This is a genomic window from Dapis purpurea BLCC-M126 (assembly GCF_050015975.1).
GTDB lineage: Bacteria > Cyanobacteriota > Cyanobacteriia > Cyanobacteriales > Microcoleaceae > Trichodesmium.
In genome coordinates, this window is record NZ_JBNHER010000059.1 from 1 (window position 1) to 16,293 (window position 16,293).

Sequence of the window (16,293 nt, forward strand, 5' to 3'; positions counted from 1 at the left end):
CATTATCCATTATCCATTATCCATTATCCATTATCCATTATCCATTATCCATTATAATACCTACCACCTCTTAGTATTTAATCGCACCCGTTCACCATAATTTAACAACATTTCCAAAGAAGTCAAACGATTTTGCCAAGTCTGAACTTGATAAGGATTTTCCTTAGCATGAACACTCATAGAAGTTCTAAACTTTAACTGAAATTTTCTGAGATTTCTTTTAGCATTATTCAAGTTACTATTATCAGGATTATCTGCTAATTTTTCCAAAGCTAATGCCAACTCCTCTGCCTCCTTACGCCAACTCTCAAGTTGAGATTCCCCAAGAAAAAGTTGCTCATTTCCTAATAAAAAACTCCATTCTTTTTTCAATGCTTGAAAACGATCTGCTGCTGCTGCAAATGGTTGACGATAAGGAATTAAACCCTCCACAATATGAGAAGGTTTACTAAAAGCATTTAATGAAGCTCTTCTATTATCATCAGTTTCTAGCGCACCTTGAGTGCGAGTCAAAAATCCATGGAACCCACCACTAATTCTTTCCGCAGCAAAAATAATATAACCCCCAGTAGGTAAATCTCGTGCTGCCTGAATCTGGTCAACTGCTACAATCTCAGGAAGATTCAAAAGCTTAACTGCTGGCGTTATTAGAGTGCTACCTAATACTCGTGTGTTTGTCATAGGTTGGGTAATTTGCTGAAACCGATTCGTATCTAAAGCATAAGTCATGGGAGTAAGTAGATCGATCTGCTCATTCAGAATCCAGGTTTCCCAATCTTGCTGAATTTTATCAAAGCGTTCATGGCGAGGAAAAGGAAATACGGCTGTCGAAAGAATTAGCTTTGGATATTTCCGTTTGAGAAATTTAGAAGTATTCGCGACAAAACTATTAACTTGATTAATCTTAAACTCAGTCCACTTCCACAAATTCTGGCGATCGCGTGATGAAATTTTCATTGGATCTATCCCATACAACTGCCGAAACTGATTACGCGCTGTCGTACTATAACCATAGGAAAAATTCCGACTAGGATTTTGAAAAGGATAGCGAATATAGTCAAGGTGAATCCCGTCAACCTCATACCGACTAGCAATTTCATCTATTATATTGAGCAAATATTGCCGCACATAAGGATTCGCCGGGTCCATATAAACCTTCCCATCAGCAGGATGTCTTTTGCGACCCTTATTATCAGTCATCACCCAACTAGGATGAGCCGAAATTACCGGACCCAAATAACTATTTGCTTGACCAAGAGCGCGATTATGAGCTTGGTTTCCTACTGCGAATGTCCACATCCAAGCGTGTATTTCCATATTCCTTTCATGGGCTAACTTGACCGCTGCTTTCAGAGGGTCCCAAGAAATTGTTAAAGGATTCTGTCTCGGAGCAACATTACTGGGGTAAATTGGATAGCCAGCATTAATAGTTTCAAAGAAAACAGTATTAATACCCGCAGCAGCAAGTCGGTCAAACACTCCGGCTAAACCTCGTTCAGACCTTGCCCTCACAATTGTTCCTCGGTCTAACCAGACAGCTCGAATCTCAGCCCCTGCTCTTTCTCCATCAGTGGGGTAGTTTTTCCATAACATTTGTCTTGTTTGCAGCCATTGATTTCTGGCAGTAGCATATTGTTTGGCTGCAACCTGTTGTGGAAAATTTTGAATTACCTGACGCGCTCTAGTTATTACTTGTTGAGCATTGCTGATTTTGCGATTTCTTTGAGCAATAAATGTAGTATTGTTACTGTTGGTAGCGACCAAGCTACTACCATCTGCTGCCAAATTTACTTCTACTTTTGCTGACTGAGCTGCTACCAAAGCACTTTCAAACCTACCGAGGAGATTATTTAACTCCTTTAACATTGCATAAGCTTCAGCTCTGCTAATAGGATGGTTTCCTCGCCTGATGTCTAAACCAGGAGCTGCTGATCCTGATGAAGGGTCTGTTTGGGAGTTTGGGACTTGCACTCCTGGTCGGGGGAAAGATCTGAGAAAGGCATTTAAGGGGTTACGGCGAGAGGATGATGTAGTTGTTTTTGTTTCTTGTTGGGATCTGTTCCAAATACTCCCTCTGTTATTGGTAGTCTCTAGAGTAGAGTTGTCAGGAGTATTAACAGGGAGGTCGTTGTTACTAACAGTCTCAGTTTTTTGCCTTTGTTCGTTTCTCTGTTGTTGGAATCTGTTCCAAAGACTTCCTCCTCTATTATTATTAGTGGTCTCTAGAGTCGGATTAGCACTGGAACTAACCGGGGTATTTTGCTCTACAGTCTCAGGTTGCTGATTTTGCTGATTTTGCTGGTCTCTCTGTTGTCGAAATCTTTGCCAAACATTGTTACTCTGGGGAGTTGTTGTTGCCTCCGAAACTGAATTATTATTTTGACTTAAGTTTGTTTCTGTTGGTTGACTAGGATTTTCAGGTTGTTGTGGAGTATTTATCCTTTGCTGCTGATTTCTGAGCCAAATATTATCTTTATCTGGAGTCGAATTTTGAGCTGCAGTCGCAGCTTGATTTGTGTTTGAATTTTCAGCAGTATTTACAGAAGTTTGAGGTTGAACCCTAACTATATTAAGATTTTCATTATTTGGTCTTGGTAAAGGAGAAGTACGAGGTCTAATTTTAAGAGGATTGGAGTTATTCGTGGTAGGTAAAGTCTGTCTATTATTCCCTGTGGTTAAGGGATTATTATTTCTTGCACTAAATTGTGGCTGGCTTTGATAGCGATTCAAAGTAGCTTGCAACCAAGCACTGTCTAAAGTAGCAGATTCACTATTTCCCCAATGCCAACCTAAATAAGTAGCTTGGGGAGTAATGACTACCGCTGAAGATCCAGAACTTCCCTTCCAAGTAGCTGCCGTTGTGCTGTTTAACCCTGCCGGAATTAATATTCCACCTTCGACTGTACCTTGGTTGTTTGCTTTTGGTGCCCAACTTGTAGATTCTTTGCAGGCAATATCTAAACAACGATATTTAGGCTCCGGTGTAGTAGGTTGACTTAAGGGAAAAGCCCAGTAAGAACCAAGGAGCGATCGCAATTGTTGCCGTACTCCTGGCTGAGACCTTCTACCTATTTGGCCACTAGCTATTAATTTTCCTCCCTGCTTAACCCACTCTTCTATAATTTGTACTTGAGTTTGAGTCAAAGTTTCAATATTCGGTAAAAAGATAACTTTAACTCCAGATAAGTCAGCTAATGTATTTATTTGTCTTAAATCAATAGGTTCATAACTAATACCTAGAGCGCGTATTCGTGTAATAATTTGATTCCATTCATCTATATTTTCTGAGTCTCGAATTATCCCTAATAAAACATTGGCTCTAGCAGGGCTTGGTAATAGTAACATCAAACTTAGTAATGTACCTGCCAAACTTGGTAAAATTTGTGTATATAAATCCTTTTTCTTACTCATTACTCCTCACTTTCTGATTAAATTAAATTAACAACTAATTGTTGTAAATAAATTGATTTATAATCGCTTTAATTGATATTTCTGTAGTTTCACCGAGTTTTTATCTGATAAAACTCTATTGGTGAAGAATTGATTATACATCCAAATATACCTATAATTAATTCATTGCAATTATTTATTTTAACTTAAGTTCGTGCATTTTCAGCCTAATTTATTAGACTTATGGATATAATCTCAAATAGTAATTTATTTGCTCTCTTTGAGGAAGATACTATAATTTTTATGAGGCCAGTATGGATAAAAATATAGAGATTGCAAAGCATTAAATAGTTTTTTTTTAACATATTGGATGTTTTATGTCAAGCAACCATATTTTTACCATTAGGAATCGATATTAACTACTATGTCAAGATTCGGGCATAATTTTTTTAATCAAGCTACATAATGGAATTAAATTAAGTAGTGTTTATTTATTTATTCTTTACCAATAAATCAAGGAAAGATTCAGGAATAAATACAAATTCAATCTCAGGGAGTTTGCCTAAGTATTTGTCTATAATTTACTACTGATTTACAATGCAGAAAAATTTACTATCACTAATAAATTTATAGATGTACAGTAATTTTTAATCAATCGCAATACACATAGATTTTACTTATTCCTGATGGGGAAATATATATTCTGAGACCAAGAAAATTCCTATACAGTTAAAACTACTGTTGATAATTAATAGATAATTATTATGACTATTTTTGGTATCTATAGGTACAAAAAAAAATCAGGAAAATCTGAACAGCTTGACGAATATAAGTTTTAGCTAATTTGTAAAATAAAAATTAAATATTATTGCTAAAAAAAAGGTTAAAAAATACTCCTATGGTACGGGAGTAGAATGCTTCCACTACTTCCTATCTCCTCCCTTTCTTTTTAATATGGAAATGAATTCTATATACTAATAACTGATAACTGAAAATGGGGTTGACAACAAAAAGTATTATAAGCATAGTGGTAAAAGCTTACTCACATATGCTCAAATATATACTCAAATAAATTAGGCCCTATAACTAGGCCAAAAAAACCATATTTCCCTTTCTGAATTCTCAACTCCCAATTCTAAATTCTGAATTCTCACCCACCCATACTGCGTAACAAGATACGCTGAGGGCTTCTATACATCAATTCTTTCCCTCACTCCCTATTTTTCCTACTCCCTACTCCGGCGTTGCACAATTAGGAATGATAAAACCAGAAAATACATATTTTTAGATAACTATTTCCTCAATATATGTACAGTTGAAAATCTATTATCATTCTTTAATGTGCAACCTCCCTACTCCCTCTTTTCTGGAGATACGCTTAGGGCTTCTGTAAAGAAATAAATGTATTGACTACCAACCAACCCGGAATAACAACTTTAACTGTAGAAGTCGGAACACCTAGATATATGTCAAGCGAATAAAGTAACGCCAAACCTATATGCAATGGGGATGGTAGGAATAAAAGCACTAATATCATGTCCCGTTGAATAGTTATAAATAAATGAGGGAGGAGTCAGGAGTCAGGAGTCAGGAGGGAAGAGAGCAGAAAGAAAGTATAAAAATCAGAAAGTTTTTTTTATCACTAATTATCCGGACATGATATAACGGGAAAATATCCCCATAATTTACGCACAGAACCAAAGAAAGGAAATGTTATCTGGCGAAATGAAGCACAAGTGAGTAATCGTCTCGCAAATATATTAGACCCCTCCCAAAAAGAGTGATTAGGGAGTAGTGGAAAGAATTAATGATTTCTATACGATAATTAATTTGATTTTTAATTATCACAGATGTTTATTATACCATGTATCAAAAACTTTTCTATATTTACTTGAACAGAGAAGTAGATAAAAACTTTGCATACAACATCCGTACTAGAGAAGTGAACATAAGAATAATTAACCTTAAATTACTTCAAATTTACAAAAAAGTTATTTTACCTGTATTAATTACTTAATAGCTAAAGTCTTACATAAGGGGACTTATATCATGTCCGCTTAATTAGTGATAAAAAAAAATTTCCTCCTCAAGCTTCTTTCTTCCTCCTGACTCCTGACTCCTTCCTAAATTATTTATAACTGTTCATCCGGACATGATATTACACAAAAAAGCAGGAAAAAATAGCCTCAAATATAGATAGCTAGAGGCTTTTACATCTAAAAGCTATAATTCCTTTATTTCCAAGGGTTATAGCAATTTCTAGGTATTTGATGTAATATCAAGTCCGGATAATCAGTGATCAAAAAGTTTTTGTTTGTAGTTGGGCTTTAGCCCTATCTAAAGTTCGGGCTGAAGCCCAACTACAAGCTTTAATTATCACTATTCAACCGGACATGATATAATTCCCCTGTCTAGACTGACTTTCAAGCATTTTTCTGCCCAGAAATTGTGTAAGTATCATTAGTTATACCGTTTCACTAAATTGAGAATGCCAGATTTGATAGGCTAAAAACTCTCACAAAACAACAGTTTCATGCAATTATTTGACATTTACAGTTTGAAAATATTTGTGACATCCTTAAAGTGAATTGGTATTAGATAGGATAGTACACAAATATTTTCCACAGCGTTATGAAAATTCCATAGAAGTATTAGAAGCAATAAAACTATGTTTCACTCCAGGATCGCGCAACCAAAAAAAATGATGATGTATGCTGAGAATCTAGGGCGTTTTAACCCCTAGAGACTTCAAGCATTATTCAATTGACTCATTAACAGGGAAACGGTCAATCAACTGCATAGCCCGATAAGCATTGCGTTGCAAAGCATCAGATAAATGAGGCACATGAGGAATCTGAGACAAAAAATCCAAAGTTCGACGTAAGATCCGGACAACATCACCTTCATCCAGACTTGTATTTTCCACTAACTCCTGCCATTCCACTCCCAAAGCCCACTGTTCGACCAAACTAATCAAATCCCTTTCCAACCAAACAGGTAAAGCTACCCGATATCGACGTTGCACCTGAAATAACTGATGTCGTAAACTACGCAAACTAGCCAAAGCTTCGTCTACCTCAACAGACAACTCATAACGAGTCCAACTATCAGGTCTAGTAATCTCTGTTACCAGACCAGCACAAGCAGCAGCTAAATGATGGGGGTCAAGTGGCTCCAAGGCTCCAGACATTAACACTAAACCAAGCCACAACTCATTATCACCCCTAATTGCTGCACAGGCTTGACCAATCTCCGTAGGCTCAACTCCATGCAGACAGCCAAAATATTGCAAAATTTCAATTAGATTCAGAAACTCTTGCCAGTGGCGTGCCAACTTATCCTCCAACTGAGTTTGGCGATCGTCTATTTCTGCCCTCAACATTCCCATCCGTCGCCAACCTTTGAGTAAAGTACGAGGGTTTCCCCATTCTTTCACTGGATGTTCCTCAGCTTCTGCTTCTACCGTTGCCACTTTCTGCATTTGTGATAAAACTTCTGGAGCATCTGCTGGTAGAGGTACTACTGGTATTTGTTGAGCTAAAGCCAGAGAAACTTCATCTCCTTTGCGACATTGCCCCAAGCGAAATTCGATCTCCGCAGGCAATTCCATATAGTCCACAGCAACCAAACGTGGCAAATCTGCCTGTAAAGCCACCACATCTATTGCTGCTACTACATACCACCGATTATCTCTACCCAAACACAAAAAGTAAGAAGACTGACCAGAACCAGGTACTTTTGCCACCAAAACGGCTGCAATTGGTTCTGAAGTAGATTTTTTGGCAGTAGGAACATGCTTTCCTTTCAAACTAACAATAGTTCCCAACACTGCAAAGGACAAAGACAAAGACATCTCTCTAATCCGAGTTTCCTCTGCCTGCTTCTGCAAAATTTTGAGCAGTCGTTTCTCCTCTTTTGCTTTTTCCCGTAACTTTTCATAACCTGCCAATAGTTGTTCGAGATTGACTAAATCGTTCTCTTCATAAATTCCCAGTTTATTTTCTACAGAGGTTAACTCATCTTGCTTTTGCTCAATCTCTTTCCGCTCTGGCATTAAAAATAGAGTAGACAAATACTGACCAAAACTACGTTCTACTAATTCCTTTGCTTCCTCCAATGTATGAGTTTGTAGTAAATTCAGCACCATACCATAACTAGGAGTAAACTGGCTCACCAGGGGGTCAGCTCCTGAAGTTGCTAAATAAGCTGCCTCTTTAGCACCCTCAAACCTAGTTTGCACAGTTAGAACATAACCTTGAGAATCCATCCCTCGTCTTCCTGCTCTACCTGCCATTTGCAGAAATTCTGATGGTCTTAGGAGTCGGTGTCCATCATCTGTACGTTTCGAGAGACTGGAGATAACCGTTGTCCGGGCTGGCATATTAATTCCTGCCGCTAAGGTTTCTGTTGCAAATACTACTTTGATTAAGCCTTGCTGAAATAATTCTTCGACTAATCCTTTCCAAACTGGTAACATTCCAGCATGGTGAGCTGCTATTCCTCTGGTGAGAGGTTCTAACTGTTGAGACCTAGCTAGCTCTGGGTTACGATTGAGAAATTCTCGAATTAGGGTTTGTAGTTTGGTTGCTTCTGCTTCGTTGACCAAAGTAAGATTGCTGACTTGTGCTACTTCTGTTACTGCACGAGCGCATCCCCTACGACTGAATATGAAGTAGATAGCTGGTAACATATCTCGCTCTTTGAGCTGAGACAAGACTGTTGATAAGCTCGGTTCTTGCTGTCTATCTCTTTTGTCTCTGCCTGTTTGTCTACTTTTAGGCTTGAGTTGGGGATTAATTCTTTTTTGATTGTTATGAAGTAGGGGAAATAAACCTTTATTGTTGGAAAAATTAAATTGCAGAGGTACTGGTCGGAAATCAGAGTAGATTAGTTCAGTAGGTCCATGTACTCTGGCAATCCAATCTGTGAGTTGGTCGCTGTTAGCTACTGTGGCGGAGAGGGCTAATATTTGTATTTCTGGCGGGCAGTAAATTATTGATTCTTCCCAGACTGTACCTCGTTGCCGATCGTTCATGTAGTGGCATTCGTCTAGAACTACTGCTTCTACTCTCTCTAGGGATGTACCTATTTCTCCAATGGGAGTACCATACAGCATATTGCGGAAGATTTCTGTGGTCATTACCAGGATTGGTGCTTCCCGATTGACAGATGTATCTCCTGTGACTAACCCTACCATTTTGGGTCCAAATTGGTTCCGGAAGTCCCGTAATTTTTGGTTAGATAGGGCTTTTAGGGGTGTGGTGTAGAATACTCGTCGTCCACGACTTAGGGCACGATAGATGGCGTATTCTCCAATTAAGGTTTTGCCTGAGCCTGTAGGGGCACAAACAACTACTGATTTTCCAGCGTTGAGGGCGGTGATCGCCTCTTGCTGGAAGTTGTCTAGTTCAAATGGAAATAAGGTCTTCAGATCCAGCTCTCGGCTGTTCTGGGTTGAGTATGACACTAATGTTTTTTTATTGACTTTATAAAGGTTTTGTGATAATGTCTATCCTGTTTCACCAGTAAATATAGACTTTATATTTTGATTTTAACTATTTCTCTAAAAAGTAGAGTTCGTAGGTTTGAAGTTGGAAAGCATTGGATAGAAAGTTTCCAAGGGGTTAGTACAATTGACTTTTGATTTGAAAAAATTTGGATATCTATAAATATGGAAAAACTTTTGATTTAGCTACAACAATGGTCAAGGCAGTCAAAATATTTTGTTATTTTAGATAAAAAATCTGAACATATACCACTCTTAAATGATTTGTAAAAAACAGAAAAATCGAAAAATATTACCTCTAATCAATTTAAAAATATTTCCTGCATAAATAAAATAGAAATACTATATTCCTAAACTAATATTTTGACATTACCTCTAAATTTTTAACTGTATAGCTTTAACATACATTTATAAAGTTAACCAAATTGAGAAAAAACTCAAAGAAAATAGGCTCTAGAAAATCCACAAAAATTCAGTAATTTTTGACTTTAAATTGAAAGTAGTATGACAACACAAACTCAAACTCCAAAGATAGTAGTAGTAGGTGCTGGCTGGGCTGGTTTAGGAGCCACTCACCACCTAGCCAAACATGGCTATGATGTTACACTTCTAGAAGCTAGCCCTTATCCTGGTGGTTTAGTGGCTGGCTGGAAAACTCCCGGTGGCCGTTCGGTAGAAGTCGGGATACATGGTTTTTGGTATCCTTACCATAACATATTTTCTATTGTCAAGGAGTTAAACCTTAATCCTTTCACCTCTTGGACTCGCTCGGCTCAATATTCTCCCGCTGGATTAGAAGTAGAATCACCTATTTTTCAAGATTTACCAATTTTACCTACACCGCTTGGTACTTTTATTTATACTCAATTTCAACGCTTACCTTTAAGCGATCGTCTTTCTGCTCTGCCACTGCTTTATTCTCTTATAGATTTTGATAATTCGGATGAAGCTTGGCGACGATATGACTCTATAACAGCTAGAGAACTATTCAAACAATATGGGGTGAGTAAGAGATTATATGATGATGCTTTTAACGCTATGTTATTAGTTGGTTTATTTGCTCCGGGAGAACAATGTTCGGCTGCTGCTGCTTTGGGAATGTTATATTATTTTATTCTGGCTCATCAAGCTAATTTTGATGTGGTTTGGTGTCGAGGTACTGTAGCAGAAATGATATTTAAACCTTGGGTAGAAAGTATCGAAAATTTAGGTGGAAAAGTTCTGACAAAACAGCGAGTTAGTGACTTAATTGTTGATGATAATGGCAAAGCCAAAGGAGTTGTTTGTGAAGATCAAATATTTGAGGCGGATGCTGTAATTTTTTCAGTTGGTATTAGTGGAATGAAAAAGATTCTGGCAGGAAGCGAGGCTTTACAAAACCGTCAAGAATTTAGGAATGTTAATAATCTAGGTGGAGTTGATGTATTAGGAGTTAGATTGTGGTTTGATAGAAAAATTCTGATTCCTCGTGCTTCTAATGCTTGTTTTGGATTTGATGCAACTACTGGTTGGACGTTTTTTGATTTGAATGCTTTACATGACGAATTTCGAGATGAACCAGGAACAGTTTTAGAAGTAGATTTTTATCATGCTAATCAATTTTTACCTTTGAGTGATGGGGAAATAATAAAAATTGTGCAGGGATATTTAGCAACTTGTATTCCTGAATTTAGAGAAGCAGAAATTATTGACCAAAGTGTTGTCAGAGTGAGGGAAGGGGTGACTCATTTTTTCCCTGGTAGCTATCAATATTTACTCCCAGCAAAGACAAGTTTTGAGAATTTATTTATGAGTGGGGATTGGATTGTTAACCGTCATGGTTCATGGTCTCAAGAAAAAGCTTATGTGACTGGTTTGGAGGCTGCAAATTTAGTAGTAGATAAGTTTAAGTTAGGGGATAAAGCTAATATTATTTCGGTGGAAGACGATGAAGAACATATTAAATTTGCTAGGACGATTAATCAATCAGTGCGAGAAGTAGGAAAATCGATATTTCCTAATATTTGGTTGTAATTAATATTCAGACCATAAGTAGGAGAAAATTAGTTTTTGTTAGGAGAGGTTTTTCTGAATAATATGTCTCTCAACTAATCTCATAAATTAAGTAAATCAAGGGGTTAAAATTAGTAACGGCTCGAAGTATTTCGGGATTTTTATTACTATTTAGTCGGTAATTTCCAGCCAATTTCATTATACCATTAAACATAATGGTCGAAAGTTGTTAAATTTTGCCAGTCAGTTTAATTGCTCTTTTGTAGCAATAAACGAAGATATTTGAAATTGTTTGACTATATATGACTATATTTATGTAGAATGCTTATTATACGTGCGAAGCAACTTCCCGTTAATTTTTTTCAAACAATCCGTTAAATCCAAGCTAGCAGTTGTAAAGAATTATTACTAAGTATCACCAGAAGAAAAAAAAACACAATTTTCTGATATAAAGATGCCACTGAGGTTTTCAATTTACAGAGAAGAAAAAATGCTTTACTCAACTTTATTAACACTTGGCCCTAATACTTTTAGCTGGAGTCCTAAAATTGCCCTAATAATGATTATCTGCAATATTGTAGCGATCGCCTTTGCCAAGTTAACAGTTAAATATCCTAGTGTCGGTCCGGCGATGCCTGGTTCCAACTTTTTTGGTGATTTTGGAGTAGCTGGTGTTTTGGCAACTACAAGCTTCGGTCATATTTTAGGTGCAGGTGTGATTATTGGTTTAGCAAATATAGGTAGTCTATAAATTATTGTAGGTAGATTGACATACTCCCGACGCTCCCCTACGGGAGAGCGCGGGATTCTTCAGTCTGGGAAGCCCTGACCGCAGTTTTAACAGAAGTGATGTCTTCCTCCTGTGTTGATAACAATCCAACCCACCCCCATCCCCTCCTGGGAGGGGAGCTAGAGGGGTGGGTGAGTTATAATTTCTATCTAATTCCTGGCCACACTCCGGACAGGAATGCCAGCGCTCTGATAAGCTTTTAGGGACTTTGCTCAAACATTGCCAACAATGTTGAGACGTACCCTGTGGATCTACTTTGATAACTCGTTTGCCAAGTTTCCTGGAAACATATTCTAAGACATCAATAAATTGATAGTAACTGCATCTTGCAAAGACTTATTCAATCCTGACTTGGCTGATTGGCCGTTGGGTAAAAACTGACCATTATCTCCTAACTTTGCTTTGCAACGTCGGACTAAATTAGCTATTTGCAGGTCTTCGATGAAAATAACACTTACATCACTAAACAAATGATAAGCTAATTTGAATTGCCAGTCTAATCTTTGTCTAGCTATTAGTTGATGCAGTTTTGCTATCTTAGGCTTGAGAATTTTCCAAGGTTTTGAGTGCTGGGATTTTTTGGCTAATCTCATCTGTAGTTTAGACAAACGATGTTCACAGAACCTGAAAAACTTAGGAACTTCTATGAACTCCCCATCACTGGTAACAGCATAGTGCAATAATCCCAAATCAATGCCCTTTGAGTTTTCTTCGGTGGGTTGAATTTATACAACCTCTACAGGTACTGTTTTGTCTTCGATTGTGAAACTGATATAATATCCATCCTCTTCTCGAATTACTGTATCCGTCTTAACCTTGAAACCTTCTGGTGTTGGGTGATTGTACACGAAGGGGACTAAACCAATTTTTGGCAAATTAACACAAAAACGACCGTTAGCATTTTTGACTATATTGGTATTTGATAACTGAGGATAACTGAACGAGTTATAATAATGCCTTCCTTTGAATTTCTGTCTACCACTGGTTTTACCGTTTTTATCAGGTTGGGTAAAGTTATCCATTGTGGTTTGTACACGCTGGATAACGTCTTGAAAAACCTGGGAGTGCATGGACTTATACTCAAGAAATAGTTTTTTAGTCTGTGCTAAATCCGCTAGCTGTACTGTTTCCCACAACACATAACCATTGACTATATTTGGGTGCTTATCTCCTTTCCTTGTAATCGGGTTATTGTTGCTGTCTTTTTTTCTACCATCCCTTGTTTGTACTCTAAATTCAGGGATATTTTGATAAATCTGTTCTACTGGCACTACTGAAGCATTAAGTGGACAAGAATTTACTGGTGTGCGCGTTGCTTCAAACCAATTCAACCTTTCAGCTAAACGATAGTTATATTGCTTCTTAGCCATGTGTAACCAGTTAGCAATAATCACCGCTTGAGTTTTATGTGGTTTTAGCTTGTACTTATATTTCAGTAGCATTGCAGAATCGACCTTTATATCTACTATAGTTAGTATATCAAAATAACGGTTAGACTAAGCAAAATAACGCCCGGCTTTCCCATACGACGCTCCCCTATGGGAGAGCGCGGGACTTCCCGCCGAGGGAGTTAAATCAATAATCTCATTTACATTTTTTTAGGTAACTTTGAGAAAGTTACCTTTCTATTAGACTCTAACTATTGTCCAACAGTTGAGGAAAAAATCATGGGTACTAGAGAAGCATCTTTTTTATTAGGTATCTCTCGTCAACGTTTATTAGTTTTACTAGCTCAAGGAAGAGTCAAAGATGCTGAGAAAAATGGTAGATTCTGGGAAATACCAGTTTCTGAAAGTGGAATGCCTGTAATAATTCCGGCTCGGCGCGGTCCGAAAGGTATCTGGCACAAGGAAAAACCCAGCGAACCTAAAATGATTCATGTTAATCAAAGCAAAATTAAAGGTAATAAGGGTAAGCCTCCAGAGGAATTGGAACCTGTGCTTTCAGTTAAAGATGGCGAACGCAACGATTATGGTTATGAGTTATATATTCCAGGTCCTTGCCAAATCGTCTACGAACCTTACAAACCCGCAAAATGTGGCGCTCACTTGTGGATTAATACTTATAATTCTGTGGAATTTATACATACTGAATTTTCACCAGACCCTGCAAGACAACCTAGCAGACAAATTTACATATAGTTTATTTCCATAGACACTACATCATCACAAAAGAATATCTATTTGCTAGAAAATCTTAACTGACGATAACTTCAGCTAATTTTTGCTGTTTGGTTAATGGAAAAGGTATAGAATCATTTAAAGTATCTCTTCAGATTACAGAACTATCAGATAAAATCTTTAACTGGACTGTATTGTTCTAAGAATTGCAAAGGTTTGAGATTAATTTTCGGATAAATTTATGATACTTGCCGTTTTCGCCCTTGAAATGAAACTAAACTATATATTAGTAGCTCAAATTTTGAATTTTCTCCCTCCCTACATTAACTAATGCAGGTAATTGAATTTTGGGAAACATCCAACTACTTGTTCTTCAAAAATTTTCTTTCAAATCTTGAACTAAAACCCAATATCATCTAAAGCCACCTGAGCTGCTTCAAACAACTCATTATCAGAAACATACCGCCAATCGGTATCTCCAATTTCCTGATAAAAAGTCTGGTCATAAGCACGAGTTTGAATTACTACAGGCATCGGTACTGCATGACCTAATACTAAAGCTTGCTGTTTAGAATCCAACTTTGCCAAAACAGACCGCAAACTATGACCGCCAGAAACTCCCGTAAAAATAGAATCAATATCCTTATCATCATTCAACAGAGCTGTAATTCTCGTACCAATTTGAGACATAACTTCCGCATCTATTCCCGAAGGTCGCTGGTCTACAACTAATAGAGTCACAAAATATTTTCGCATCTCCCTAGCGATAGTACCAAAAATAGTCGAACGTACTATGGCAGGGTCGAGAAAACGGTGAGCTTCCTCAATAGTTATGACTAACTGTTGAGGACGGTCATTAGGATTTTTAGAACTTAAAAATTTATCTGCCTTCCGTACATAACTATTATGAATTCTGCGAGTAATCATATTAGCAGCTAACATATAAGAGAGCATATTTGACTGAGAACCAAATTCAATAATAACGTGCTTCCCTGCGTCTAAAGATTCTAAGATTTCCTCTATATAATTATTAGTATTTTTTGTCTGCATATATTTCAGATTATCCAGTCGTAACAATTTCCTTTGCAACGACATAATCGAACCTTTATGACCTCTCTTTTCGTCACAAAATATTTGAATATCTTCATTAGTCATTGCCAATAATTGAGTAATCCAAGACTTACCAAATTCACTGCGGAGAATATTAGCACTATCAATACTTGCCTCAGATAAATTTAACTCCCTTTGCACCAACCCAATATCTTCAACCTCAATTTGATTGTAGCTAAGATACAATTCTCGTGCATCTCGCACCCCTCTACGTCTAGTAGATTCTGGGTCAAGTGTCCAAAGTTCGACTCGATCTGGAAATAATTGTCGTAAACCTTTTACTGTATTAACTTGTTTTCCTTCTGCCATTGCTTCCCAACCATATTCGGAGTGCATATCAAAAATTAAATTTACCGCAGCACCCTTCCGAATAATTCCAGATAAAAGTAGACGAGTCAGAAAAGATTTACCAGTTCCCGACTTCCCAAAAATTCCATTACTTCGTTCTACAAATCTATCTAAATCTAAACAAACAGGTACATCCATATCAATAGGTTTACCTACAGCAAAATTGCGGCGACTGGGGTCATCTTCCCTACCAAAAACTAGACTAAAGTCTCTCACACTCGCTTCAAAAACTTGAGAAAAGTGACTAGGAATAGTTTTGACTGGCATTAATTTAATTTCGGCACTGGTTTGAGCTTCAAAGGATGCTAAATTTTCTATGGATTGGGATTTTTTTTGATTATTATTATTTTCGTTGGAGTTGAAAGAAACTGGTAATTCTTCTGGAGCAATAACTAACATTAACATTGGGGCAAGTTCGATAGTTCCGTAGGTGCTACCTCCAGCTAAAACAGATTGTAAAAAATCATCTGTGGGTAGGGGAGGGTTAATCATTATTCGTTCACTGGATGTTCCTAATAAAACATCAGTTAGCATACAGAAAAAGTGAGCGCGTACTCCTTGTACGACTAAAAATTTGCCAACACGCATATCTTCTACCAATACGTCTGGGTGGAGTCGTACTTCTAATCCTTGACTGAGAGAACCTTGAATTACTGAGCCTAATGGTCTTTCAAAATCCATGTAAATTACTTAATTATTTTCGGGTGTTATATTAAGTTATACCATTTTTATTAGAGAAGGAAGAAGAAAGAAGGAAGAAGTAAAGAAGCAAATAAGGAAAAAGAAAGAACTAAAGAAGTAAATAAAATTGGTGTGATTGGATAACAAATGATGAGTAGATTTGGCAAAAGACTAGATAAATATTTAAAAATGACAGAATTACTTCGGTGTGCAATTTCCGATCTAGAGAAATTGTCAGAAGCAGAACATTTCGGCGATCGCCTCTCGTCTTTTAGCTGAATTAGAAGATGAGAGGTTGTGGCAGGAGCATTGACTTAATCAAAGAATAACGATATAATAAGTTATAAAGCATACTA

General features: G+C 37.2%; 10 protein-coding genes. 4 read left to right on the forward strand and 6 right to left on the reverse strand.

Annotation, left to right across the window (positions count from 1 at the left end):
* Positions 1 to 60: 60 nt before the first annotated feature.
* Together ACP6PL_RS05630 and ACP6PL_RS05635 are read right to left on the reverse strand one after the other, a co-directional pair.
* On the reverse strand, positions 61 to 3,411 hold the full coding sequence (locus tag ACP6PL_RS05630; RefSeq protein ID WP_426543417.1) for a family 10 glycosylhydrolase: 3,351 nt from the start codon (positions 3,409 to 3,411) through the stop codon (positions 61 to 63).
* Positions 3,412 to 6,145: 2,734 nt separating this feature from the next.
* Positions 6,146 to 8,857, reverse strand: coding sequence for a DEAD/DEAH box helicase (locus ACP6PL_RS05635; RefSeq protein WP_426543419.1), 2,712 nt, complete (start codon positions 8,855 to 8,857; stop codon positions 6,146 to 6,148).
* Positions 8,858 to 9,400: 543 nt separating this feature from the next.
* Between ACP6PL_RS05635 and ACP6PL_RS05640 the strand changes: the two genes are divergently transcribed.
* Positions 9,401 to 10,909, forward strand: a complete 1,509-nt coding sequence (locus ACP6PL_RS05640; protein WP_426543421.1) for a hydroxysqualene dehydroxylase — start codon at positions 9,401 to 9,403, stop codon at positions 10,907 to 10,909.
* 469 nt (positions 10,910 to 11,378) lie between these two features.
* Entirely contained in the window at positions 11,379 to 11,639 is a 261-nt protein-coding gene (gene psaK, locus ACP6PL_RS05645; protein ID WP_426543423.1) for a photosystem I reaction center subunit PsaK, read from the forward strand.
* Here psaK and ACP6PL_RS05650 read toward each other — a convergent pair.
* Genes ACP6PL_RS05650 through ACP6PL_RS05660 form a run of 3 tightly spaced genes read right to left on the reverse strand, consistent with a single transcriptional unit; the run spans position 11,634 to position 13,120 of the window.
* On the reverse strand, positions 11,634 to 11,984 hold the full coding sequence (locus ACP6PL_RS05650; protein ID WP_426543435.1) for a zinc ribbon domain-containing protein: 351 nt from the start codon (positions 11,982 to 11,984) through the stop codon (positions 11,634 to 11,636). The two genes, psaK and ACP6PL_RS05650, sit on opposite strands and share 6 nt — an antisense overlap.
* Positions 11,972 to 12,367: a transposase gene (locus ACP6PL_RS05655; protein ID WP_426543425.1), complete on the reverse strand. Its 396-nt coding sequence runs from the start codon at positions 12,365 to 12,367 to the stop codon at positions 11,972 to 11,974. The genes ACP6PL_RS05650 and ACP6PL_RS05655 overlap by 13 nt, the downstream gene beginning before the upstream one ends.
* A 36-nt stretch (positions 12,368 to 12,403) precedes the next feature.
* Positions 12,404 to 13,120, reverse strand: coding sequence for an RNA-guided endonuclease InsQ/TnpB family protein (locus ACP6PL_RS05660; RefSeq protein WP_426543427.1), 717 nt, complete (start codon positions 13,118 to 13,120; stop codon positions 12,404 to 12,406).
* Positions 13,121 to 13,345: 225 nt separating this feature from the next.
* Between ACP6PL_RS05660 and ACP6PL_RS05665 the strand changes: the two genes are divergently transcribed.
* Positions 13,346 to 13,819, forward strand: a complete 474-nt coding sequence (locus ACP6PL_RS05665) for a hypothetical protein (protein WP_426543429.1) — start codon at positions 13,346 to 13,348, stop codon at positions 13,817 to 13,819.
* Positions 13,820 to 14,197: 378 nt separating this feature from the next.
* Here ACP6PL_RS05665 and ACP6PL_RS05670 read toward each other — a convergent pair whose 3' ends face one another.
* Positions 14,198 to 15,937 (reverse strand): helicase HerA domain-containing protein, encoded by a 1,740-nt coding sequence (locus ACP6PL_RS05670; RefSeq protein WP_426543431.1) that lies wholly within the window; start codon positions 15,935 to 15,937, stop codon positions 14,198 to 14,200.
* A gap of 147 nt (positions 15,938 to 16,084) precedes the next feature.
* Here ACP6PL_RS05670 and ACP6PL_RS05675 point away from each other — a divergent pair, with 147 nt between their 5' ends.
* Complete coding sequence (locus tag ACP6PL_RS05675) at positions 16,085 to 16,216, forward strand: hypothetical protein (protein WP_426543433.1); 132 nt, start codon at positions 16,085 to 16,087, stop codon at positions 16,214 to 16,216.
* Positions 16,217 to 16,293: the final 77 nt, after the last annotated feature.

What these genes read in the sequence shown, in the direction of transcription:
- ACP6PL_RS05640 (WP_426543421.1), top strand. Translation starts at nt 9,401, where the DNA reads ATGACAACACAAACTCAAACTCCAAAGATAGTAGTAGTAGGTGCTGGC.
- ACP6PL_RS05660 (WP_426543427.1), bottom strand. Translation starts at nt 13,120, where the DNA reads ATGCTACTGAAATATAAGTACAAGCTAAAACCACATAAAACTCAAGCG.
- ACP6PL_RS05675 (WP_426543433.1), top strand. Translation starts at nt 16,085, where the DNA reads ATGATGAGTAGATTTGGCAAAAGACTAGATAAATATTTAAAAATGACA.
- ACP6PL_RS05665 (WP_426543429.1), top strand. Translation starts at nt 13,346, where the DNA reads ATGGGTACTAGAGAAGCATCTTTTTTATTAGGTATCTCTCGTCAACGT.
- ACP6PL_RS05630 (WP_426543417.1), bottom strand. Translation starts at nt 3,411, where the DNA reads ATGAGTAAGAAAAAGGATTTATATACACAAATTTTACCAAGTTTGGCA.
- psaK (WP_426543423.1), top strand. Translation starts at nt 11,379, where the DNA reads ATGCTTTACTCAACTTTATTAACACTTGGCCCTAATACTTTTAGCTGG.
- ACP6PL_RS05670 (WP_426543431.1), bottom strand. Translation starts at nt 15,937, where the DNA reads ATGGATTTTGAAAGACCATTAGGCTCAGTAATTCAAGGTTCTCTCAGT.